This is a genomic window from Stenotrophomonas sp. SI-NJAU-1 (genome assembly GCF_020883215.1).
GTDB classification, from domain to species: Bacteria; Pseudomonadota; Gammaproteobacteria; order Xanthomonadales; family Xanthomonadaceae; genus Stenotrophomonas; species Stenotrophomonas indicatrix.
Window position 1 is genome coordinate 4,351,971 of sequence record NZ_CP086598.1, and the last position, 23,030, is coordinate 4,375,000.

Below are 23,030 nucleotides of genomic sequence, written 5' to 3' on the forward strand. Positions count from 1 at the left end.
TGGGGCCGGATGGGGCAACGGCCGATGGTTGGGTCTGCGTGCGCGGTAGTGCCGGCCTGTGGCCGGCAACCCACCGAACCCGGGAAATACGGTGCAGTTGCCGGCCAGCGGCCGGCACTACCACACCGTTATTTTTCCCGCCGCCAGTTCAACGAGCCACGGTTTTCCACCGTGCTCGACTCCACTTCCACGTCGAAACCGCGGCGCAGCAGGTACTTCAGCGTGATCACCGAACCGGCACCCACCAGCGACACGCCGTAGCCCACGTACAGCTTGGGCGAAATGTACTTGCCCACACCGATCACCGAGCCGCCCAGCGCGCGCGACTGGCTGACGCCGGCATCGTCCAGGCCGAGCTTGGCACCCAGCTGCGAAGCCAGCAGCCCGCTGCCGGCCGACAGCGCAGCCGATGCGGCGTTCACCTGCTGGGTCTGGTCGCTGCTGGCACCGGTCAGGCTGCGCCCCAGCACCAGGTAACCCAGTGCTTCGGACTGCGACATCGCCGGATCGGACCAGACATCGGCGCGCGGTTGCTGCGCGCGCCCGGTCACGTCGATGCCGGCGGTGACATCACCGATCCGGCGCTCGGCGCGGATGTTGATGCGCGGGTCGGACACCGCGTTGTAGTTCCAGTTGAGGTTGCCGCGGGTGATGGTCAGGTCCTGGCCATAGGCCTTGTAGCGGCCACTGACTTCCAGGCCACCGTTTGCGGTCATCTCGCGGCCGGGCTTGGCCCAGACCTGCATCCTGCCGGTCAGCGCGCCCTTCAGGCCGAAGCCGCTCATCTTGACCTTGTCGCCCAGGCTGACGGCCAGCTCCATGTCCAGCGGCGAGGTGCGCGACTCTTCCGGATCGGCCGGGTCCAGCACCACCACGTCCTCGGACACCGAGGTGCCACGGTCCAGGCGCTCCAGATCGATGTCGGCCTCGGGCACGTGCACCGTTCCGCGCAGCTCCATCGCGGCCTTGGCCAGGGTGAAGTCCAGGTTGGGATTGGCGATGATGCGCAGCTCGCTGGTGTTGGACAGCAGCACATTCTCGCCGTGGATCTTCAGCTGCAGCGGCTGTGCATCGCCGAACCAGGACAGGCCGCCGTCGACATACAGCGTGCCCTTGCCCGAATTGGCCTGCGCGGTGATCTTGGCCGACCCGTCGGGCTGGGCGACGAAGCTGCCCTTGCCCTGGTCGAAGGTCAGGCCCAGCGCCGGGAACTCGCCCTTGAAGTTGCTCAGCTGCGCATCACCGCCCAGCGACGGCTGGCCGCGCGTGCCACGCAGGCTCACGTGGCCTTCGATCAGGCCGGTCGGGCGCACCACATCCGGCGAGAACAGTTCCAGCCAGTACAGGCGCGACATGTTGAGGTAGAGCTCGCCGTTGAGCGGCGCACTCGGTTCCCAACCCGTCTGCATCTTCGCATCGACGAAGCCGTTGCCCTGGAAGCCCATGCCCAGGTAGCCCTTGATGCTGGCCGGGGTCATGTCCAGCTTCAGCGAGAACTGGTCATAGCGCACCAGCTCGCCACGGTTGGCATCGCCCGCGCCGGTGTTGCGGTTCTCGCCCAGGCGTACGCCACCTTCGGCCGAGCGGACTTCCACATGCCCTTCCCATGCGTTGCCACGCGGACGGATCTGCGCGTCCAGGTTGAGTTCGCCACGCAGGTAGATGCGCCGGCCGGACTGTGGCGGCAACCACGGCTGCACCAGCGCCAGCGGCAACGCATCGCCGCGCAACACCAGGCCTTCGCGCGGCCAGTTGGCATGCGCGCACAGGGCGCCACCGGTCGCAGCGCCCAGGCAGGTTTCGCCCAGCGTGTAGGTGCTGCCGTTGATGGCGAATGCCGCGGGCGCGCGCAGTGCCCACGCATCGCCCTTCACCGGTGCGATGCGCAGCGTGGCCAGTTCGCCACGCCATTGTTCGCCTTGCTGGCGAACGCTGCCCTGCAGCTCGATCGCCCCCAGTTCGTTGCGGGTCTGTGCGGCCAGGCGCAGGTTGGAGACACTGCCCTGCGCATCGATGTTCAAGCGTTCCAGCAGCATGCCGGCATTGACCTGCTGGCCCTGTATCGCCAGCGTGCCACTGTCGCCACGCCACGGCAGGCGGCCCTTGATGCTCAGGCTTTCAGCGCCATAGCCGTCCCAGTCGAGATTGTTGCCGACCAGATCTGCAGTGATGTCTGGTGCATCGCGCGGGCCTTTCACCTGCACCTGGCCACGCAGGCCGCCATCGGCGCCGGGCAGCAGATCGCTCAGCTGCAGCGGCTCGAAGCGCGCATCGATGTCCAGGCGGTCGCCGACCTTGCCGGAGGCGGTCACCCGGCTGCTGCCGACGGCCAGTTTCAATTCACCCTGGCCCTGTTCACCCTGCAGGGCGAACTTGCCTTGGGCATCCACATTGCGCTGGCGCAGGATGCCCTTCAGCGACGGCAGGTCCACCGTGGCCTCCAGCGTGCCCGCAGTGCCCGGCGGCGCATTGGCCGGCGGCGGCAGCTGGCGTCCCTTGGACGCGAGATTGCCGGACAGACGGCCATCCCAGCCCGGTGCGAAGTAGCCCGGGTCGAAATCCTTCAGCGTGGCCTTGGCATCCCAGTCCAGCTGCGGTGCCCAGGCCACCTTGCCTTCCACCTGCAGCTGGCCACCTGGGGTCTGCGCCTGCAGTTCGCGGATCTCCGCAGCCTGATCGTTGCCACGCACATCGAAGCGCAGCTGCGCCTTCTGCTTTTCGCGCTCGACATCTGCACGGCCGATCGCCGCCCACGCCTTCAAGGTACCGGCCAGGCCGAAGCGCGCTTCCTTCAGCGTCACCGGCACCGGCGAGCTGCCGGCGGTGTTCGGGTCCGGTGCCGGCACCCAGGTCAGGTCCTGCGCGATCACCGAGAAGTTCAGCTTCTGCTGCTCTTCCTGGCTGAAATCGGCGGTACCTTCCAGGCGTGCTTCGCCGCCCAGGCCCTTGACCACCAGCGGCGAGACCTTCAGCACCTGGTCCTGCAGCGAAACCACCGAGGGCGCCAGCTCCAGTTCCTGCTCACCCTGCTTCACCCGGCCATGCAGGTTGGCGTTGCCGCCCTTGCCGGAGGCGGTGAAGTCCAATGCCAGCGGTGCGATGGCCGAGCTGGCCAATGCCGGCGACAACAGCGCCAAGTCCAGCTCGTCGCTGCGTACGGTCGCGTTCCAGGTCGGATCGGTGCGGCCATCGAACACCAGCATCGCGTGCAGCGGCTTCGGTGCGCGACCGGCCAGCGCCACTTCCATATGCGCCAGGTCACCGCGCGCGACCAGGCCGACCGTGGCCGCGGTACGCCCGCGCGGCGCCGGCAGCACCGCGGTGACGGTGACGTCGGTGTCGTAGTCCTTGGCCGGGATGTAGCGGCCTTGGGCAGTGAAATTGCCCATGTCGCTGTCCACCACCAGCTTGCGCGCCTGGAACTCGCCATTGGCGATCTCGATGCCACCGCGCACACGGCTGATGTCGATCAGCGGCTCGTTGGCCTGGCTGATGCGGAAACTGTCGATGGTGATCACATCGGCCTGGATCGCCAGCGGCATTTCGATCTGCGGCAGCGAATCGGGCCACGACGGCAGCTTGAACGGCTCATCGCTCTTGGCCAGGTTGAGCGTGGCGTTGGTCAGCTCCAGCTTGTCCAGCAGCAGCTTGCGGCCCAGCAGCGGGCGCAGGTCCGGCTCCAGGTGCGCGCGCTCGGCGTGGAAATGGATGTCGTCGTAGCGGAAGTCGACGTTGTACAGGGTCAGCGGTCCGGCCACCGGGCCCTCGACCTTGTCCCAGGTAAAGCTGGCACCCACCGGCAGGCGCGCCACCACCTGCGCCAGCAGCACATCGCGGCCGGCCACCGTCTGCAGCAGCCAGTACACGGCCAGCAGGGCGACCAGCACCAGGCCGACCACGCCCGCGCCGGACCATGCCCAGAAGCGGCGACGACGGTAGAAGCGCACGCGCCGCGGCGGCGTGTTCGGCGACGGAGCCGGTGCGGGCGTGCTCACAGGTCCGCTCCGATGTTGAGGTACAGCTGGAACTGCGAATCAGGGTTGTTCAGACCGTGAGCGATATCGACCCGCACCGGGCCCACCGGCGATTTCCAGCGCACGCCGAAGCCGACGCCGGTGTGCAGGTCGATGTCGGTATCGAAGGCGCTGCCGGTGTCGACGAACACCGCTGCACCCCACGGACCGCCATTGAAGTAATGCTCGTACTCGGCCGAGCCGACCACCAGGTGCTTGGCACCAAGCGCGTACTTGTCCGGTTTCGGCGTGCGCGGGCCGACCTCACGGTAGGCATAGCCGCGGATGCTGCGGTCGCCACCGGCGAAGTAGCGCAGGCTGGGCGGCATCGCCACCAGGTCGCTGGTCCAGGTGGTGCCGCCTTCGCCGCGCAGGATCAGGCGATTGGTAGGCCCCACCGGGATGTACCAGCGCAGCACGGCATTGGCCTGCACGAAGCTGGTGTCCGAACCGACGCCTTCGACGCCGGCACGCACCGTCGCGGTGCCACTGATGCCACTGCGCGGGAACAGCTCGTCATCCACCTTCACGTAGTCGGCCACGATCTGCGGGTAGACCAGCGTGGACGTGTTGTAGACCGCATCGGTGAATTCGGTGCCCGAGGCATAGCGCCAGCGCTCGCGCAGCGCGTTGATCGAGGCGATGGCGGTCCAGTTCTCGTTGATCTCGCCGCTGCGGCTGGCAATCAGCTTGAAGTTGCGCAGATCGATGTAGTCGGTCTGCTCGTCGTAGGCACTGGCGGCGAAGGTGTACCAGCCATCCAGCCAGTTGAACGCCGGAATGCGGTAGCTGGTGATCAGGCTCTTGCGCTTCTGCGCATAGTCCAGCTGGGTGTTCATCTTGTGGCCGCGACTGTTCAGGTAGCGCCGTTCAAGGCCACCACGCACACCGGCGCCACTTTCGCTGCCGTAGCTCAGGCCGTAGGAATAGATGCTGCGCTTGGCCCGCGTCAGCTTCACATCGACCGGCACCTCGCCGTTTTCATCGGCCTGGTCCGGGCGCGGCTGGATGTCGATCACGCTGAAGTAGTCGAGCTTGGTCAGCGACTCGCGCAGGCGGTCCAGCTTGCCTTCGTGGAAATAGCTGCCCTGGTCCCAGTACACCAGCGGGTCAAACAGCTTGTCGTCGAAATAGTTCTGCTCGAAGGTCACCGGGCCCATGTTGTAGCGGCGGCCGCTGTCCCAGGTCAGGTCGATGTCGGCAGCGTTGTCCGCACGGGTGATCTGCACCTGGCGCTGGGTGTAGTCGGCGTCGAAGTAGCCGCGCTCGGCCAGGCGCCGGGTCACGGTGATCTTGCTGGCTTCGTACTGGGTATGCTCGAAGCGCTGGCCCTTGCGCGGCTTGAACGCGGCCAGGTCGTCCTGCAGGTACTGGTCGTACATCGCCGGACCGGTGATGTCGATATGCTCGCGGCGCACCAGCACCGGCGGGCCCTTGTCGACATGGATCAGCACGGTGACGTGCTCGTCCTGGCGTGGCGCCTCGACCTTGATCACCGGGTTGTAGTACCCGAACGGTTCCAGCGCTTGGCGGGTCTGCCGCTCGGCCTGCGACAGCAGGTATTCCAGACGGGACTCACCCTGCTCCTTGCCGATCGTGTCGAACAGCGTCAGCGATTCCTGGATGTTCTCGATGATCGCGGCGTCGTCGCCCTTGTCCAATCCCTTGATGTCCACCTTGTCGATGGTGCCGCGCGCATGGGCCACGGAAGTGGCGGCAAGCGACAGGACCATCAGCGGCAGGGCGTATTTCGTTGGCTGCATGCGCCACAGCATACCGACCGGAGGTGACGATGCGAAATGCATCACGCCAATCCGGATCGGTTGTTAAGTGGCGGTCAAAATGCGCGCCTTTGTGGCGATCATCGCGACCGCATGCGCGGACGTCGGCATCGTGTGTGATGCCGACGATGACTCCGATGGACATCACCGGGTAGCGCCGGGCCATGCCCGGCGAGCGCGCAGCGCGGCCTGCAGAACAACCGCCGGGCATGGCCCGGCGCTACCCATCGCGGGCGATCAGCTGGACAGGTGCTCGATCGCCGCGACCTTGCCCAGGCGCTCGCCCAGCATCGTCAACAGCGCCAGGCGGTTGCCGCGCAATGCCGGATCCTCGGCATTGACCATCACCCCGTCGAAGAACGCATCGACCTGCGGACGCAGGCGGGCCAGGCGCGCCAGCACGGCCACGTAGTCCTTCTGGTGCAGGCTGGCGCCGGTATCGTCGATGGCGGCAGTCACAGCTTCGGCCAGCGCGCGCTCGGCATCTTCCTGCAGCAGGGCCGCATCGATCTGGCCCGGGACATCGCCTTCGGCCTTGCGCAGGATGTTGCGGATGCGCTTGTTGGCCGCAGCCAGCGCCTCGGCTTCCGGCAGCGCCGCGAAGGTTCCGATCGCATCCAGGCGGCGGTCGAAATCGTACAGCGAGGCCGGCTTCAGCTCGGCCACCGCGTTGAAGTGACTGACCGGCACGCCCTTGTCGCTGTAATAGCCCTTCAGGCGGTCGAGGATGAAGTCGTACAGCTCAGCCACGTCGGCCTGCACGTTGCGCGCGGCCAGCCCGGCGTTGGCGCTGGCCAGCAGCGCGCGCAGGTCCAGCTCGAAGCCGCTTTCGATGATCGTGCGGGCCAGGCCCAGCGCGTTGCGGCGCAGGGCGAACGGGTCCTTGTTGCCGGTCGGCTTCAGGCCCGCAGCGAAACCGCCGGCCAGGGTGTCCACACGCTCGGCGATCGCCAGCACCTTGCCCAGCGGCGACAGCGCGATGTCATCACCGCCGAAGCGCGGCTGGTAGGCCTCGTCGATGGCCAGCGCCATCTCCGGCGACTCGCCACCGGCCACCGCGTAGTGTCGACCGGCGATGCCCTGCAGTTCCGGGAACTCGTTGACCATGCGCGACTGCAGGTCGTTCTTGGCCAGCTGCGCGGCACGCTTGGCCAGCAGCGGATCGGCGCCGACCTGCGGCGCGATCACCTCGGCCAGCGCCACCACGCGCGCGACCTTGTCGGCCACGCTGCCCAGCTTGGCCTGGTAGGTCACCGTCTTCAGGCCCTCACCCATCGCCTGCAGGCCCTGCTTCAGGTCTTCGTCGAAGAAGAACTTGGCATCGGCGAAGCGCGGGCGGATCACCCGTTCATAGCCCTTGGCCACTTCGGCCACGTCCTTGGACTCGATGTTGGCGATGCCGATGAACTTCTCGGTCAGCTTGCCGCCGTCATCCAGCACCGGGAAGAACTTCTGGTTGATCTCCATCGTCTCGATCAGCGCTTCCTGCGGCACCGCCAGGAACGCGCGCTCGAAGCTGCACAGCACCGCCGACGGCCACTCGACCAGGTTCACCACCTGCTCCAGGTTGTCCTCGCTGATGCGCGCGCTGCCACCGGCGGTGGCTGCAGCGGCTTCCACCTCGGCGACGATGCGCTGGCGGCGCTCTGCCGGGTCAACCAGCACGAAGGCGGCGCGCAGCGATTCCACATAGTCCTGCGGCTGGGTCAGCCACACGGTCTTGTCGTGCAGGAAGCGGTGGCCGCGGCTCATGCGGTCGGCCTTCAGGCCGAACAGTTCGGCCTCGACCACGTCACCGCCGTGCAGCAGCACCAGCCAGTGTACCGGGCGCGCGAAGCCCCAGCTGTGGTCGCCCCAGCGCATCGGCTTGGGAATGGGCATGCCGGCGATGGCCTCGCGCAGGATCTCCGGCAGCAGCGCAGCGGTGCGCGCGCCCGGGGTCACCGCACGGTGCACGAAGCGCTCACCCTTGTTGTCGGTGGTCTTTTCCAGCGCGGTCCAGTCGATCCCGGCCTTGGCCGCGAACCCCTGCAGCGCCTTGGTCGGCTGGCCTTCGGCGTCCAGCGCGATGTTCAGGTACGGGCCCAGCACTTCGCTGTGCTGTTCCGGCTGCTCCAGGCCAACGCCCGGCAGCAGCACGGCCAGGCGGCGCGGGGTCGACAGCGGGCGTGCATCGCCCAGCTCCAGTTCCACGCCGCGCTTGCGCAGGCCGTCGACAACACCGTCGAAGAAGGCCTGGGCCAGGCCCGGCAGTGCCTTGACCGGCAGCTCTTCGGTGCCCAGTTCAATCAGCAGGGGAGACAAGTGGCTCATCGGTTCGATCCTGTGGTGGGGGCGCAGCGCGCGACGCGGCCGGCGCCCCTGGGGTAGTAGGTGAAACGCGTGATGGGAGAACGGGCCGTCAGGCCTTCTTCGCGCCCGGGAAGCCCAGCTTCTCGCGCTGCTCGTAGTAGGCCTTGGCCACCGCCTGGGCCAGCGCGCGCACGCGCAGGATGTAGCGCTGGCGTTCGGTCACGCTGATCGCACGGCGCGCATCGAGCAGGTTGAAGGTGTGGCTGGCCTTCATCACCTGTTCGTAGGCCGGCAGCGGCAGGTTCACTTCCACCAGCTTCTGCGCTTCGCGCTCGCAGGCATCGAAGCGGTGGAACATTTCTTCCACGTCGGCGTATTCGAAGTTGTAGGTGCTCTGCTCCACCTCGTTCTGGTGGTAGACGTCGCCGTAGGTCACCGGCTGCCCATCCGGGCCGTAGGTCCACACCAGGTCGTAGACGTTGTCGCAGTTCTGCAGGTACATGCACAGGCGCTCGAGACCGTAGGTGATCTCGCCCAGCACCGGCCTGCACTCCAGGCCACCGGCCTGCTGGAAGTAGGTGAACTGGGTCACCTCCATGCCGTTGAGCCAGACTTCCCAGCCCAGGCCCCAGGCGCCCAGGGTCGGCGATTCCCAGTTGTCCTCGACAAAACGCAGGTCGTGCACCAGCGGATCGATGCCCACCGCCTTCAGCGAATCCAGGTACAGCTGCTGGATGTTGTCCGGTGCCGGCTTCATCGCCACCTGGTACTGGTAGTAGCGCTGCAGGCGGTTCGGGTTCTCGCCGTAGCGGCCATCGGTCGGGCGCCGCGACGGCTGCACGTAGGCCGCGTTCCAGGTTTCCGGACCGATCGCACGCAGGAAGGTGGCCGGGTGGAACGTACCGGCGCCCACCTCCAGGTCGAGCGGCTGGATGAGCACGCAGCCCTGCTGGGCCCAGAACTGGTTCAGGGTCTGGATCAGGCCCTGGAAGGTGATCGGAACGGTCGGGGTCGCGGACATGCGGACGAGTCTTGGCCGGCAAAGGGGTGCGCTAGTATAACGGCCGACCTGCGGGGCATTCCGTACCCGGAAGGAGCAGGTGGATGGAACATCGGCTGCCCACGGGCACGCCCGGCGAGCCTGGCGCGGCACCGTTGCCGCCCGGTCGCCTGCAGTTCGAACAGGTTGCGGCGGCCCTGCTGGCCGACGGCGTGGTGGCTGCGCACGAGCGCGAGCGCATCCGTTTTTCCGCACAGGGCGCCCGCAATGCCAGTGAAGTGCATCCACTGGTGCTGCTGTCCAACCTCAAGCTGGCTGCCAGCGACGGCGGCGACCTCAATCTGGAACGCCTCACCGAGTGGCTGGCCCAGCGCACCGGCAGCCGCTACCTGCGCATCGATCCGACCCGGGTCGACGTCGCCTCGGTCACCGCCGTGGCCTCGCACGCCTACGCGCGCCGCCATCGCTTCCTGCCGCTGGCGGTGGATGGCGAACGCGTGCTGGTGGCCACCAGCGAGCCGCTGGCACAGGAATGGCTGCGCGACCTGCAGCACCTGACCCGCCTGCGCATCGAACTGGCGGTGGTCAATCCGCTGGACCTGCACCGCTACACCATGGAGTTCTTCGGCGTCACCCGCTCGGTGCGCGGTGCCCGTGGCGACGTACGGGGTGAGGCCAACACCACCCTGCCCAGCTTCGAGCAGCTGGTGGAACTGGGCCGCACCGGCGACGTCAATGCCGACGACCAGCACATCGTGCACATCGTCGACTGGCTGCTGCAGTACGCCTACGAGCAGCGCGCCTCGGACATCCACCTGGAGCCCCGCCGCGACATGGGCCGCATGCGCTTCCGCATCGACGGCGTGCTGCACAAGGTGTTCGAAGTGCCACCGGCGGTGATGACCGCCGTGGTCAGCCGTATCAAGGTGCTCGGACGCATGGACCTGGCCGAGCGCCGGCGCCCGCAGGATGGTCGCATCAAGACCCGCTCGCCCGGCGGCCGTGAAGTGGAAATGCGCCTGTCGACCATGCCGACCGCCTTCGGTGAGAAATGCGTGATGCGCATCTTCGACCCGGAGGCGGCCTTCAAGAGCATCGACCAGCTCGGCTTCAGCCCGCAGGAAGCGGCCGGCTGGACCGCCCTGGTCGAGCGCCCGCACGGCATCGTGCTGGTCACCGGCCCGACCGGTTCGGGCAAGACCACCACCCTGTATTCCACCCTGAAGCGGCTGGCCACGCCGGACGTCAACGTCTGCACGGTGGAAGACCCGATCGAGATGATCGCGCCGGAATTCAACCAGATGCAGGTGCAGACCAACATCGACCTGGATTTCGCCAGCGGTGTGCGCACCCTGCTGCGGCAGGACCCGGACATCATCATGATCGGCGAGATCCGCGACCTGGAAACCGCGCAGATGGCGGTGCAGGCCTCGCTGACCGGCCACCTGGTGCTGTCCACCCTGCACACCAACGACGCGCCCTCGGCCATCACCCGCCTGCTCGACCTGGGCGTACCGCATTACCTGCTGTCATCCACCGTCAACGGCATCCTCGCCCAACGCCTGGTGCGCACCCTGTGCCCGCACTGCAAGCAGCCGCACACCCTCGGCCGGGCCGATTGGGCGGTGCTGGCTGATAGCGAAGCTGCATATCCAGATACCGCCACGCCCTGTCGGCCGGTCGGTTGCCTGGAGTGCCGGCGCACCGGATTCCTCGGCCGCATCGGCCTGTATGAGCTGCTGCCATTGGGCTCGCGCCTGCGCGGGCTGATCCGCGCGGACATGGATCTGGCCGGTTTCAACCGTGCCGCGCGTGCTGAAGGACTGCGAACCCTGCGCCAGGCTGGGCTTGAAAAGGTGGCACAGGGGCTGACTACAATCGAGGAAGTCCTGTCCGTACTGCCTCCCCCGGATGAATCCAGCGCCCTTCCTGATCCTTGAAACCGGCCGCCCCGTGCCGTCGCTGCGCCGCTACGGGCGCTTTCCGCACTGGATCCGGGTCGCCGCCGGGCTGGAAGAACACGAAACCGTCGTGGTCGACGTCGAGCATGGTGCCGACCTGCCCGATCCACGCCAGTTCGCCGGCGTGCTGGTAACCGGCTCGGCGGCCTTCGTCACCGACCACGCCGAATGGAGCGAACGCAGTGCCGCCTGGCTGCGGCAGACCGCGCACGACGACGTGCCGGTGTTCGGCATCTGCTACGGCCACCAGCTGCTGGCCCACGCGCTGGGCGGCGAAGTGGCCTACAACCCCGCCGGGCGCGAATCGGGAACGATTGAGCTGGCACTGGACCCGCAGGCCGCGCAGGACCCGTTGTTCCAGGGCCTGCCGAGCCACTTCGCGGCCCACGCCACCCATCTGCAGACCGTGCTGCGCGTACCCGAAGGTGCCGCCGTGCTGGCGCGCTCGCCGCTGGATGGCTGCCATGCCTTCCGCTGGGGCCGCCAGGCCTGGGGCGTGCAGTTCCATCCGGAATTTGCCACCCACCACATGCGTGGCTACGTGCGCGCACGCGCCGACTGCATCGGCCGTCATGGCGGTTGCGCGCGCAGCATCGAGCGCGCGGTCAGCGCCGCGCCGCTGGCGCGCCAGCTGTTGCGGCGCTTTGTCCGCCAGGCCCGGCAGTCTTCAGCCCAGCCGGTGGCAAAACAGGGATAATCGGCGGCACGGGCACACCGCCCGGCCCCTCCTGTCCCTCCCCGGATGTCCATGAAAGAGATTCGCAAGCTGCCAGCCTCGGCGGGCGCCCAGTGGTTGCTGGATACGTTCTCGCTGTATCGGCGTGCGCCGCTGCAGCTGGCCCGGATCGGCCTGACCTGGCTGCTGGTGAACTGGGTGGTCACCCTGCTGGGAACGATGCTGCCCGGTACCGCCGGCCTGGCCCTGCAGATGATGACGCTGGTGATTTCACCGGTGATGTTCGGCGGCATGCTGTACGCCATGGGTGAGATCGACCAGGGCCGTCCCGGCCTGGCCACCCATCTGCTGCAGCCGATCCGCGACCGTCGTGTCAGCCACCTGCTGGTGCCGCTGGCGATCCAGGTGCTGGCCGTGCTGCTGCTGGGCGCGCTGCTGTACCTGATGATCGGCCGCGAGGGCTTCACCGCCTTCAGCGACACCATGACCAAGATGCAGGAACTCGGCCGCAGCGGGCAGCAGATCAGCCCGGAAACCGCCGCCGAACTGGTCGCCAACCTGCCCGCGCAGCGCATCGCGCTGTGGATGCTGCTGGTGTTCTGCACCGCCGTGGCGCTGACCCTGGCGATGTTCACCCAGCCGGCACTGGTGGTGTTCGACCGCCAGAGCGGCATGCACGCGCTGCGCCTGAGCCTGCAGGGCTGCATCGAGAACATCGGCGCCACCGCCGTGTTCACCGTGCTCGGCCTGATCGCCGCGTTCTGCGTCTATGTGCTGTTCGTGATCGTGGTCCAGCTCGGCATGCTGCTGGGCGGCCCGCTGGCGGCGGCCTTCATCGCGCAGCTGGTGTTCACCACGGTGCTGATGCCGCTGTATGTCGGCGCCGTCTATGCGGCCTGGAAGCAGATGTTCGTGCATCGCGGCAGCCGCGGCGCACCGCCGGTACCGCAGTCACCGCCTGCCAACGACGTCTTCCACGCTTGAGCGGGGCTCAACGGTAGCGCCGCCGGGCCATGCCCGGCGGATGGATGTCACCTCCCCACGAACGCCGGGCATGGCCCGGCGCTACCGGGGATCAGGCCGCAGGCTTCTTGACCACCGAAGACGGCACCAGCCAGCGCGCGGCGTGGATGCCCAGCTCGTACAGCAGGCACATCGGGATCGCCAGCATCAGCTGCGACACCACGTCCGGCGGAGTCAGGATCGCAGCGAGCACGAAGATGCCGACGATCGCGTAGCCGCGTCCTTCCTTGAACTGCTGCGGCGTGATCCAGCCCAGCAGCACCAGGATCACCATCGCCACCGGCAGCTCGAAGCTGCCGCCGAAGGCGAAGAAGATCGCCAGCACGAAATCCAGGTAGGCATTCGCATCCGGCGTGATCGCGATCACTTCCGGGCTGAAGGTGGTGAGGAAGTGGAAGACCGCCGGCAGCACCAGGAAATAGGCAAAGGCGCAGCCGGTGTAGAACAGCAGCACCGAGGAGACCAGCAACGGCATCGCCAGGCGCTTCTCGCGTGCATACAGGCCCGGCGCGACGAAGGCCCACAGCTGGTACAGCAGCCATGGCACGGCCACGAACAGGGCCACGAAGAACGTCAGCTTCAACGGCGCGAAGAAGGCGCCGGCCGGGTTGGTGGCGATCATCGTCTGCCCATTGGGCAACTGCGAGATCAGCGGCTCGGCCAGTGCGTTGTAAAGCTTCTGGGTGAACGGCAGCAGGCCCAGCAGCACAACGCCCAGCCCCAGCAGCGCACGCACCAGGCGCGAGCGCAGTTCAACCAGGTGTTCCACCAGCGAACTTTCGCCGAAGTCGTGTTCGCTCATGACGGGCGCTCCGTGCGCGCGGGCGTTTCGGTCGCGGTATCAGCAACGGCATCGCCCGCAGCTTCAGCGGTGGCGGGCGTAATGGCTGCACCTTCAGTCGACGCCACCCCCGGCTCGGGCGCATCCGCCAGATGTGGGGGCTGTTCGGCCGGGGCCGGTGCACGCACCTGCTGCGCCAGTGTGTCGCTGTGCTGTTGCATCTGCTCGGCTTCGCGGCGCATGGCTTCGCCGCTGGCACGCAGCTGGTTCTCGGTGTCCTGCATGCCCTGGCGCACGTCCTGCATCTGCCGCTTGATGTCTTCGGCCTGCAGTTCGCGTTCCAGTTCCTGCTTGACCGAATCCCATTGATTGCGCGCGCGGCGTACCCACAGCCCGGCGAAGCGGGCCGCCTTGGGCAGGCGCTCAGGTCCGAGCACCACCAAGGCGACAACCGCGATCACCAGCAGTTCGCTGAAGCCGATATCAAACACCGCAACCGCTCCGGATCAACGCGGCTTGCGGTCGTGCTCGTCCTGCGCGGTGCGCGAGGCGTCCTGGCTGCGCGACTCGTCGCCCAACTGCGCGTTCGGCTTGTCGTCGTCGTGCATGCCCTTCTTGAATTCCTTGACCGCCGAGCCGAGGTCCTTGGCACCACTGGTCAGGCGCTTGGTGCCGAACACCAGCAGGACGATGGCGAGCACGACCAACCAATGCCAGATGCTGAAACTGCCCATAAGTCGCTCGTTACGTTAGTGATCAGATTGCCGAGCATAGCGCACCGGCTGTTAGCCGGCGCGCGTGACGAAAGTCAGTTGTTGCCCAGTGTTTCAGTGCGGATTTCACCGTCGTTGACCGGCTGGAAACCCTGCTGGGCCGGCGGCGGGGTCTGCGGCACGGCCTGCAGCGGCGCCGTGGTCGCTTCAGCAGGTGCCGCCGGCGCTGCCTGAACAGGCTGCGGGGCAGGCGCTGCAGCGGCCGCCGGACGCGGTGCGTCATTGCCACCATTGCGGTTGTTGCGCGCCGCGTAGGTGGCCTCTTCCAGGCGATCACGGAAAGCGACCACATCCATTGAAGGCGAGCCAGCCGCGCGGCCCTCGAAGATCATCCGCGGGGTGGTGTTGCTGCCGTAGGCGTCAAGGTTGGCAGCATCGTCGATCTGCAGGATCGCACCATCCAGGGCCACGCCAGCGAACAGGCCACGGGCGCGCGACCACGACCAGATCTCGGCCTTCAGCTGGCCATCGGTGGCGGCGGCGGCATTGCGGCCCACCGGGCCTGCGGCCACGCCAGCATCGGCGCCGAGGGTGAACTTGCCGTTGACGAGGTTGTCCAGGCTGCGGTCATTGCGGAACACCAGCACAACGTCGGAGGACTGCACACCGGCCTGGAAGCCGATGCTGCCGCCGGTGAGCTTGATGAATACCGGGTTGGACCATGCACCATTGGGCATGCGCACCGACATCAGGCCGTGGCCACGACGGCCGCCGATCACCAGACCAGCCTTGATCGTGTCGGGAATGACGATGACCGCGCGGCCTTCGTCGAGCAATTTGTCCGGAATGCCCTGTTCAGGGATTCCCTGGATTTCAGCCAGTACACGCACCGCGTTGCGGGCGCGCTGGTCTTCCTGCGGTCCGGCCATGGCCTGGCTGGACAGCAGGCTGGCGGCGATCAGCAGGGCTTGGATCGGGCGACGCATGGCAGGCTCCAGAAGTCAGTCCATAGGAAGATATAGCAAGTGACTGAAATTAGTAGTGTTGTGATGAATCCCCAATGAGCGTTGCCTGCTCATATTGGCCTTATCGATGACATCCATCCGAACCCTGCATGCCGACGTGACGATGGAATCGGCGACAATACCGCCCATGCTCGACGCACCCGATACCGCCGTACTGGCGGTCAACCTAGGCACGCCCGAGACGCCGACGGCTCCCGCCGTTCGCCGTTATCTGGCCGAATTCCTGTCCGACCGGCGCGTGGTCTCGCTGCCGGCACTGCTGTGGCAGCCCCTGCTGCGCGGTCTGATACTGCCGCTGCGCAGCAGCCGTTCAGCCGCCAAGTACGCCCAGGTGTGGCTGCCGGAAGGCTCGCCGCTGATGGTCCACACCCGCCAGTTGGCGCAGGCGATGCAAGCATTGCTGCCGACGCTGCGCGTACGCCACGCGATGCGCTACGGCGAACCCGCGCTCACCACCGAACTGGATCGGCTGGCCAGCGAGGGCGTGCGCCGCATCGTGGTATTGCCGCTCTATCCGCAGTATTCGACCACCACCACGGCCTCGGTCGAGGACCGTGTGGATGCCTGGCAGCGCAGGAACCCACAGGTCACCGTGAGCCTGGTGCAGGACTATTCGATCGATCCGGACTGGGTCGCCGCCGTTGCCGGCTCGATCCAGCGCTACTGGCAGCAGCAGGGTCGCGGCCAGAAGCTGATGTTCTCCTTCCATGGCATTCCGCAGCGCCTTGCCGATGCCGGCGATCCCTATCCGCAGCGCTGCGAGGCCAGTGCACGCGCGATCGCCGCAGCACTGGGCCTGGGCGCGGACGACTGGCAACTGGGTTACCAGTCGCGCTTCGGCCGCGAACGCTGGCTGCAGCCCTACGCCGAGCCCAGCCTGTGGGAGCTGGCCGAAGCGGGGGTGAAGCAGATCGACGTAGTCTGCCCCGGGTTTGCCACCGACTGCCTGGAGACACTGGAAGAAGTCGCCATGGGTTTCACCGAAACACTGGCCGAGCGCGGCGCACAGATGCGCTACATCCCCTGCCTCAACGCCGCACCGGAACACGCCCGCGCACTGGCTCGGCTGGCCGTGGCCTCGCTGGCATGAGCCTGCAGCCGTTTGAGCTGCAGGTCGCGGGCGTCCGCGTCGCCGGCCTGCGCCGGCCGGGCGAGGGTCCGCGGGTGCTGGCCCTGCACGGCTGGCTCGACAATGCGGCCAGCTTCGTTCCGCTGGCGCCGCATCTGCCGCACCTGGACCTGGTGGCGATCGATCTGCCCGGGCACGGCCACAGCGCGCATCTGCCGATCGGGGCGGTGTACACCACGCCGGCAGCGATCACCCATGTCCTCGATGTCGCCGATGCACTGGGCTGGGACCGGTTCACCCTGATCGGCCATTCGATGGGTGCCGGCATCGCCAGCCTCGCCGCAGCGGTCAGTGATCGCATCGAACGTCTGGTCGCCATCGAGGCACTCGGCGGCCTGCGCGGGCCGGAGGAAGAAACCGCCAGCCGCCTGCGCGAGCACGTCGACGCCAGCCGAGCACTGGCACGCAAGCAGCTGCGCGTGTTCCCGGATCTGGCTGCACCGATCCGGGCGCGGATGATGACCAACCAGCTCAGCGAAGGCTGCGCACGCCTGCTGGTCGAACGCGGTGTCGAGCCGGTCGAAGGCGGCTATCGCTGGTGCAGCGATCCGCGCCTGATGCTGCCCACCGCGATCCGCCTCAGCGAAGGCCAGATCGACAACCTGCTGCAGGCCATCACCTGTCCTACCCAGGTGATCTATGCCACGCCTGCACAGTCGTACTATCCCGAGCCGATGCGCAGCGAGCGCCTGCAGCATCTGCGCGATGGCCGCCTGGCGGTATTCCCCGGCAACCACCACCTGCACATGGAACACCCGGCGCGTATTGCCGCCGTCATCGATGCGTTCCTGAGCGAAAACGCCAACGCACGCTGACCATCGTCGGCCCCGCGCACTTCACTCTGCGCCAGCGCGGCCGATAGAACGGTAGTGGGCCCCTGCGTCCACAGCACGCAGGCCCTTTGTGCCTGCGGCTCGTTCCTGGTTCTGCAAGGAAGACCGCATGTCCCGTCTGCTGCACCGTCATCCACAGGATGTGGTCACGGTGTCCGTCCTCCGCGTCGCTGCCTGCGCCGCATTCCCCGAATTCCCCGCCCGTGCCGTCGTTGCGCTCATCCGCGCAGGGCGTTGCAGGGTCGCTGCCGTCCGTTGATCCAGGAGTTGCCGATGTCCATTGCGTCCTCCCGCCCGCCCGACCAGGGCCGTCTCCCCTATCTGCAACAGCTGGCCGAGCGAGGCGATCGTCGCCTGCTGCTGGGCAGCGTGGCGTTCGCAGCGATCGGTCTTGTGCTGGCCATGCGCGGCACGTCGGTGCCCGCTGCGAGCGCCGTTGCCGCCGCAGTGCTGCCAGCCGCCTGGCTGGGCTGGCACCAGGCCGGCCATCCGCTCGCGCGCAACGGCCTGGCCGTAGTGCTTTCACTGCAGTTGAGCCTGCTCTGCCATATCAGCGGATTGAATGCCGCATTGCCCATCGCGCTGCTGCTGGGCGTGCTGCTCATCCAGCGTGACCGCATGCCGTTGTGGCTGGCCGGCGCCGTGGGTGTCGGTGCGTTGCTGGCGCCGTTGCTTGATGGGGCGGCCGTCCTGCCGCCGCTGTTGAATGCCATGGCCCTGGCGGTGCTGACGCTGGTGCTGGGCCAGACCGCCGCGCGCCTGCGCCAACAGAGTGAGGCGCTGGGTCACGGACCGCACCGCCTGGCCGCATTGGCACGTGACATCGCCACGGGCGCCGACCTCGGCGCACACAGCGATGCACGCAACTACGCACCCGGTTCCCTGGCCCACGCGCTGGCCGATACCGCACGCCATGTGCAGGCGCAGCGCGGCCGCGAGGCCGAAGCACATGCCGAGAACGCGCAGATCCGCCAGGCACTGGATGCCTCGTGCACGGCGATGATGATTGCCGACAACGATCACGTCATCCGCTACGTCAACCGCTCGGTGGTGGCGCTGCTGCGCAACCAGCAGGCCACGCTGCGCCAGGCCTTCCCCGATTTCGACGCCGAGCGGCTGGTCGGCAGCAGCATCCATCGCTTCCATGCCAACCCTGACCGCATCCGCGGCATCCTCAATGAGCTGCAGGCGACACACAACGGCAAGGTGCGGATCGGGCCGGTGCACTTCGCCCAGGTCGTCACCCCGGTGTTCGACGCACAGGGCGCGCGCCTGGGTTTTGCGGTGGAATGGCATGATCGCACCCGTGAACTGACGCTGGAGAATGCCGTCGCCGGGATTGTCGATGCCGCCGCGCAGGGTGATCTGGAACAGCGCCTGCAGGCCAGCGAAGGCGCCAGCTTCCTCAACGGCCTGACCGGGGGCATCAACCAACTGCTGGACACACTGGGCAGCACCGTCGACGAAGTGCGGCAGATGCTTTCGGCGATGGCCAACGGCGATCTCGACCGTCGCATGCAGGGCGAGTACCACGGCGCGTTCGCCGCGATCCAGCGCGATGCCAACGCCACCGCCGGCCAGCTGGCGCGCATGGTCGGCCACATCCAGCACTGCGCCACCACCATCAGCACGGCCGCCAGCGAAATCGCCGCCGGCAACGGCGCGCTGTCCGAGCGCAGCGAGCGACAGGCCGCTCATCTGCAGGAAACGGCCGCCTCGATGGAGGAGCTGACCGCCACCGTGCGCCAGAACGCAGCGCATGCGCGCCAGGCCAGCGAGCTGGCCGCCTCCACCCAGGGCGCAGCCAGTGATGGCAACCACGCGATGCAGCGGGTGGTCGACACCATGCAGGCCATCGAAGGCGCGTCGAAGCGGATCGGCGACATTACCGGCGTGATCGACGGCATTGCCTTCCAGACCAACATCCTCGCGCTCAACGCGGCGGTTGAAGCAGCCCGCGCCGGCGAGCAGGGGCGCGGGTTCGCGGTCGTCGCCAGCGAAGTCCGTGTGCTCGCGCAGCGATCGGCGGCGGCGGCCCAGGAGATCAAGGCCCTCATCGACGAGGCAGGACGTCAGGTCGGCGAGGGCGCCCAGTTGGTGGCCGATGCCGGGCAGCGCATGCAGGGCATCGTCGTCGGCGTGGAGAACGTAAGCCACCTGATGCGCGAGATCTCGGCGGCGTCACAGGAGCAGTCCTCCGGTATCGAGCAGATCAACCAGACGGTGGTGCAGATGGACCAGGCCACGCAGCAGAACGCGGCGCTGGTGGAAGAAGCCACTGCGGCGGCACGTGAACTGCAGTCGCAGGCCGGTGCACTGAACCAGGCGGTATCGGTGTTCCGCCGGCGCGAGGCCGCGTTGATCGACTGATCCGGGCCTGCGTCTGCTACATGGAAGGCGGCGCCCGCAGGGCGCCGCCTTTTTGTTGGGCGTGGCTAGCGGCAGGGTTCGTTGGCTCAACGGGTAGGAACGCAATCCGTTCAAGGCTGCCCGCGACACGATGATGAGGATCGGGACACCTGCGCATCTGCCGCTGCGGCGAAGCATCTCCGCCAGCTGCTGTGCTCCACATAATGCGGCACTCCCTGGGCGCCGCATCTACGCGTGGGTATTGAGTTCCGGTAGTGCCGGCCGCTGGTCGGCAACCTCATGAACATCACGCGGCCGCACGTGGTTGCCGGCCAGCGGCCGGCACTCCCCTTGGTTTCTCGCGCACAAAGAAAAACCCCGCTGCGTGAGCAGCGGGGTTTTCGGGGTGTAAACCCTGGCGATGACCTACTCTCGCATGGCTTAGGCCACACTACCATCGGCGCAGCTACGTTTCACTTCCGAGTTCGGGATGGGATCGGGTGGTTCCATAGCGCTAATTTCACCAGGGAGGCGGTTGGAGTGTCGCTTGGGCGTCGTGTCCTTGCAGGGGGCGGGCATGGTGATGCCAGCGTTGCAAAGAGACGCGCCTGAGCGCCTGCCTCTCGTTTGGTCTTGTGACGTAGCGTGCACCTGGATCTATCGACATGTCATGTCGGCCAAGGCAACTTGAGGTTATATGGTCAAGCCTCTCGGATCATTAGTATCAGTTAGCTCAATACATTGCTGTACTTACACACCTGACCTATCAACCACGTAGTCTACATGGTTCCTTCAGGGGGCTTGTGCCCCGGGAGATCTCATCTTGAGGCGCGCTTCCCGCTTAGATGCTTTCAGCGGTTATCGCTTCCGAACATAGCTACCCGGCAATGCCACTGGCGTGACAACCGGAACACCAGAGGTTCGTCCACTCCGGTCCTCTCGTACTAGGAGCAGCCCCTCTCAAATCTCCAACGCCCATGGCAGATAGGGACCGAACTGTCTCACGACGTTCTGAACCCAGCTCGCGTACCACTTTAAATGGCGAACAGCCATACCCTTGGGACCGACTACAGCCCCAGGATGTGATGAGCCGACATCGAGGTGCCAAACACCGCCGTCGATATGAACTCTTGGGCGGTATCAGCCTGTTATCCCCGGAGTACCTTTTATCCGTTGAGCGATGGCCCTTCCATACAGAACCACCGGATCACTAAGTCCTAGTTTCCTACCTGCTTGATCCGTCGATCTTGCAGTCAAGCACGCTTATGCCTTTGCACACAGTGCGCGATGTCCGACCGCGCTGAGCGTACCTTCGAGCTCCTCCGTTACTCTTTAGGAGGAGACCGCCCCAGTCAAACTACCCACCATACACGGTCCCCGACCCAGATAATGGGCCCAGGTTAGAACGTCAAGCACGACAGGGTGGTATTTCAAGGATGGCTCCACCACAGCTAGCGCCATGGTTTCATAGCCTCCCACCTATCCTACACAGACGAACTCAACGTTCAGTGTAAAGCTATAGTAAAGGTTCACGGGGTCTTTCCGTCTTGCCACGGGAACGCTGCATCTTCACAGCGATTTCAATTTCACTGAGTCTCGGGTGGAGACAGCGCCGCTGTCGTTACGCCATTCGTGCAGGTCGGAACTTACCCGACAAGGAATTTCGCTACCTTAGGACCGTTATAGTTACGGCCGCCGTTTACTGGGGCTTCGATCAAGAGCTTCGCCTTGCGGCTGACCCCATCAATTAACCTTCCAGCACCGGGCAGGCGTCACACCCTATACGTCCACTTTCGTGTTTGCAGAGTGCTGTGTTTTTGATAAACAGTCGCAGCGGCCTGGTTACTGCGACCCTCTTCAGCTATAGCTCGCACGAGCCACCAAAAAGGGTGCACCTTCTCCCGAAGTTACGGTGCCATGTTGCCTAGTTCCTTCACCCGAGTTCTCTCAAGCGCCTGAGAATTCTCATCCTACCCACCTGTGTCGGTTTACGGTACGGTCTGCGTAAGCTGAAGCTTAGGAGCTTTTCCTGGAAGCGTGGTATCAGCGACTTCGCCATAAAGGCTCGTCTCGGTGCCGGTCTTAGAGGATCCCGGATTTGCCAAAGATCCAAACCTACCGCCTTTCCCCGGGACAACCAACGCCCGGTACGCCTAACCTTCTCCGTCCCTCCATCGCACTTACGCGAGGTGCAGGAATATTAACCTGCTTCCCATCGACTACGACTTTCGTCCTCGCCTTAGGGGCCGACTCACCCTGCGCCGATTAACGTTGCGCAAGGAAACCTTGGGCTTTCGGCGTGCGGGTTTTTCACCCGCATTATCGTTACTCATGTCAGCATTCGCACTTCCGATACCTCCAGCAGACTTCTCAATCCACCTTCAACGGCTTACGGAACGCTCCTCTACCGCGTACATATAAATATGCACACCCCAAGCTTCGGTTCTGTGCTTAGCCCCGTTAAATCTTCCCCGCAGACCGACTCGACCAGTGAGCTATTACGCTTTCTTTAAAGGGTGGCTGCTTCTAAGCCAACCTCCTGGCTGTCTGTGCCTTTCCACATGGTTTTCCACTTAGCACAAAATTTGGGACCTTAGCTGTGGGTCTGGGTTGTTTCCCTTTTCACGACGGACGTTAGCACCCGCCGTGTGTCTCCCATACAGTCCGTCTCGGTATTCGGAGTTTGCAATGGTTTGGTAAGTCGCGATGACCCCCTAGCCATAACAGTGCTCTACCCCCGAGAGGATACATATGAGGCGCTACCTAAATAGCTTTCGAGGAGAACCAGCTATCTCCGGGTTCGATTAGCTTTTCACTCCTAATCACAGCTCATCCCCGTCTTTTGCAACAGACGTGGGTTCGGGCCTCCAGTACCTGTTACGGCACCTTCACCCTGGCCATGACTAGATCACCCGGTTTCGGGTCTACTGCCCGCGACTATGCGCCCTTATCAGACTCGGTTTCCCTTCGCCTCCCCTATACGGTTAAGCTTGCCACGAACAGTAAGTCGCTGACCCATTATACAAAAGGTACGCAGTCACCCCTTGCGAGGCTCCTACTGCTTGTACGCACACGGTTTCAGGATCTATTTCACTCCCCTCTCCGGGGTTCTTTTCGCCTTTCCCTCACGGTACTGGTTCACTATCGGTCGGTCAGTAGTATTTAGCCTTGGAGGATGGTCCCCCCATGTTCAGACAGGGTTTCACGTGCCCCGCCCTACTCGTCTTCACTGAAATGGCCCTTTCAGATACAGGGCTATCACCTTCTATGGCCGCTCTTTCCAGAGCGTTTTCCTAGAACCAAATCAGCTTAAGGGCTAGTCCGCGTTCGCTCGTCGCTACTTACGGAATCTCGGTTGATTTCTTTTCCTCTGGTTACTTAGATATTTCAGTTCACCAGGTTCGCTTCCAGCAGCTATGTATTCACTGCAGGATACCCGCAAGCGGGTGGGTTT

Annotated in this window: 14 protein-coding genes and 2 rRNA genes (1 of these 16 only partly in view); 6 read left to right on the top strand and 10 right to left on the bottom strand. The window is 65.6% G+C overall.

Annotated features, from left to right (window positions below; translation table 11 throughout):
• Window positions 1–128: 128 nt before the first annotated feature.
• The 4 genes from LMF57_RS19785 to glyQ all read right to left on the bottom strand — a co-directional run bounded on the left by LMF57_RS19785 (window position 129) and on the right by glyQ (window position 9,107).
• A complete protein-coding gene (locus LMF57_RS19785; RefSeq protein WP_229290455.1) occupies window positions 129–3,995 on the bottom strand; it encodes a translocation/assembly module TamB domain-containing protein in 3,867 nt (1,288 codons plus the stop codon).
• Complete coding sequence (locus tag LMF57_RS19790; protein ID WP_229291413.1) at window positions 3,992–5,788, bottom strand: autotransporter assembly complex family protein; 1,797 nt, start codon at window positions 5,786–5,788, stop codon at window positions 3,992–3,994. Before LMF57_RS19790 ends, LMF57_RS19785 begins: the two co-directional genes overlap by 4 nt.
• Window positions 5,789–6,031: 243 nt before the next feature.
• Window positions 6,032–8,107 carry a glycine--tRNA ligase subunit beta gene (gene glyS / locus LMF57_RS19795; protein WP_229290456.1) on the bottom strand — a complete coding sequence of 692 codons (2,076 nt, stop codon included), beginning with the start codon at window positions 8,105–8,107 and terminating at the stop codon, window positions 6,032–6,034.
• Window positions 8,108–8,195: 88 nt separating this feature from the next.
• Window positions 8,196–9,107 (bottom strand): glycine--tRNA ligase subunit alpha, encoded by a 912-nt coding sequence (gene glyQ / locus LMF57_RS19800; RefSeq protein WP_025878768.1) that lies wholly within the window; start codon window positions 9,105–9,107, stop codon window positions 8,196–8,198.
• 83 nt (window positions 9,108–9,190) lie between these two features.
• Here glyQ and LMF57_RS19805 point away from each other — a divergent pair, with 83 nt between their 5' ends.
• Genes LMF57_RS19805 through LMF57_RS19815 form a run of 3 tightly spaced genes read left to right on the top strand, consistent with a single transcriptional unit; the run spans window position 9,191 to window position 12,707 of the window.
• Window positions 9,191–11,026, top strand: a complete 1,836-nt coding sequence (locus LMF57_RS19805) for a GspE/PulE family protein (RefSeq protein WP_229290457.1) — start codon at window positions 9,191–9,193, stop codon at window positions 11,024–11,026.
• Complete coding sequence (locus LMF57_RS19810; protein WP_208082142.1) at window positions 10,998–11,744, top strand: glutamine amidotransferase; 747 nt, start codon at window positions 10,998–11,000, stop codon at window positions 11,742–11,744. Before LMF57_RS19805 ends, LMF57_RS19810 begins: the two co-directional genes overlap by 29 nt.
• 51 nt (window positions 11,745–11,795) lie before the next feature.
• Window positions 11,796–12,707: a BPSS1780 family membrane protein gene (locus LMF57_RS19815; protein ID WP_025878765.1), complete on the top strand. Its 912-nt coding sequence runs from the start codon at window positions 11,796–11,798 to the stop codon at window positions 12,705–12,707.
• A gap of 91 nt (window positions 12,708–12,798) precedes the next feature.
• Here LMF57_RS19815 and tatC read toward each other — a convergent pair whose 3' ends face one another.
• The 4 genes from tatC to LMF57_RS19835 form a co-directional block, all read right to left on the bottom strand.
• Window positions 12,799–13,548, bottom strand: coding sequence for a twin-arginine translocase subunit TatC (gene tatC / locus LMF57_RS19820; protein WP_025878764.1), 750 nt, complete (start codon window positions 13,546–13,548; stop codon window positions 12,799–12,801).
• Complete coding sequence (tatB, locus tag LMF57_RS19825; RefSeq protein ID WP_093821109.1) at window positions 13,545–14,018, bottom strand: Sec-independent protein translocase protein TatB; 474 nt, start codon at window positions 14,016–14,018, stop codon at window positions 13,545–13,547. Before tatB ends, tatC begins: the two co-directional genes overlap by 4 nt.
• 15 nt (window positions 14,019–14,033) lie before the next feature.
• Window positions 14,034–14,261 (bottom strand): Sec-independent protein translocase subunit TatA, encoded by a 228-nt coding sequence (tatA, locus tag LMF57_RS19830; protein WP_025878762.1) that lies wholly within the window; start codon window positions 14,259–14,261, stop codon window positions 14,034–14,036.
• 74 nt (window positions 14,262–14,335) lie between these two features.
• On the bottom strand, window positions 14,336–15,226 hold the full coding sequence (locus tag LMF57_RS19835; protein ID WP_025878761.1) for a YSC84-related protein: 891 nt from the start codon (window positions 15,224–15,226) through the stop codon (window positions 14,336–14,338).
• Window positions 15,227–15,392: 166 nt separating this feature from the next.
• Here LMF57_RS19835 and hemH point away from each other — a divergent pair, with 166 nt between their 5' ends.
• From hemH to LMF57_RS19850, 3 genes are all read left to right on the top strand, one after another.
• On the top strand, window positions 15,393–16,355 hold the full coding sequence (gene hemH / locus LMF57_RS19840; RefSeq protein WP_229291414.1) for a ferrochelatase: 963 nt from the start codon (window positions 15,393–15,395) through the stop codon (window positions 16,353–16,355).
• The gene (locus tag LMF57_RS19845; RefSeq protein WP_229290458.1) at window positions 16,352–17,209 is read left to right on the top strand and encodes an alpha/beta hydrolase; all 858 of its coding nucleotides are present in this window, start codon (window positions 16,352–16,354) and stop codon (window positions 17,207–17,209) included. Before hemH ends, LMF57_RS19845 begins: the two co-directional genes overlap by 4 nt.
• A gap of 291 nt (window positions 17,210–17,500) precedes the next feature.
• Window positions 17,501–19,597 carry a methyl-accepting chemotaxis protein gene (locus LMF57_RS19850; protein WP_229290459.1) on the top strand — a complete coding sequence of 699 codons (2,097 nt, stop codon included), beginning with the start codon at window positions 17,501–17,503 and terminating at the stop codon, window positions 19,595–19,597.
• Between the two features lie 392 nt (window positions 19,598–19,989).
• On the opposite strand, the gene rrf is transcribed toward LMF57_RS19850, so the two are convergent.
• Both rrf and LMF57_RS19860 read right to left on the bottom strand, forming a co-directional pair.
• Window positions 19,990–20,104, bottom strand: a 5S ribosomal RNA gene (gene rrf, locus LMF57_RS19855).
• Window positions 20,105–20,273: 169 nt separating this feature from the next.
• Window positions 20,274–23,030: ribosomal RNA gene (locus tag LMF57_RS19860) — 23S ribosomal RNA — on the bottom strand; it runs 122 nt beyond the window's last position.

Excerpts from the sequence above, each read along its gene's own strand:
- LMF57_RS19790 (WP_229291413.1), bottom strand. The coding sequence starts at position 5,788 with ATGCTGTGGCGCATGCAGCCAACGAAATACGCCCTGCCGCTGATGGTC.
- glyS (WP_229290456.1), bottom strand. The coding sequence starts at position 8,107 with ATGAGCCACTTGTCTCCCCTGCTGATTGAACTGGGCACCGAAGAGCTG.
- glyQ (WP_025878768.1), bottom strand. The coding sequence starts at position 9,107 with ATGTCCGCGACCCCGACCGTTCCGATCACCTTCCAGGGCCTGATCCAG.
- LMF57_RS19805 (WP_229290457.1), top strand. The coding sequence starts at position 9,191 with ATGGAACATCGGCTGCCCACGGGCACGCCCGGCGAGCCTGGCGCGGCA.
- LMF57_RS19810 (WP_208082142.1), top strand. The coding sequence starts at position 10,998 with ATGAATCCAGCGCCCTTCCTGATCCTTGAAACCGGCCGCCCCGTGCCG.
- LMF57_RS19815 (WP_025878765.1), top strand. The coding sequence starts at position 11,796 with ATGAAAGAGATTCGCAAGCTGCCAGCCTCGGCGGGCGCCCAGTGGTTG.
- tatC (WP_025878764.1), bottom strand. The coding sequence starts at position 13,548 with ATGAGCGAACACGACTTCGGCGAAAGTTCGCTGGTGGAACACCTGGTT.
- tatA (WP_025878762.1), bottom strand. The coding sequence starts at position 14,261 with ATGGGCAGTTTCAGCATCTGGCATTGGTTGGTCGTGCTCGCCATCGTC.
- LMF57_RS19835 (WP_025878761.1), bottom strand. The coding sequence starts at position 15,226 with ATGCGTCGCCCGATCCAAGCCCTGCTGATCGCCGCCAGCCTGCTGTCC.
- hemH (WP_229291414.1), top strand. The coding sequence starts at position 15,393 with ATGCTCGACGCACCCGATACCGCCGTACTGGCGGTCAACCTAGGCACG.
- LMF57_RS19845 (WP_229290458.1), top strand. The coding sequence starts at position 16,352 with ATGAGCCTGCAGCCGTTTGAGCTGCAGGTCGCGGGCGTCCGCGTCGCC.
- LMF57_RS19850 (WP_229290459.1), top strand. The coding sequence starts at position 17,501 with ATGTCCATTGCGTCCTCCCGCCCGCCCGACCAGGGCCGTCTCCCCTAT.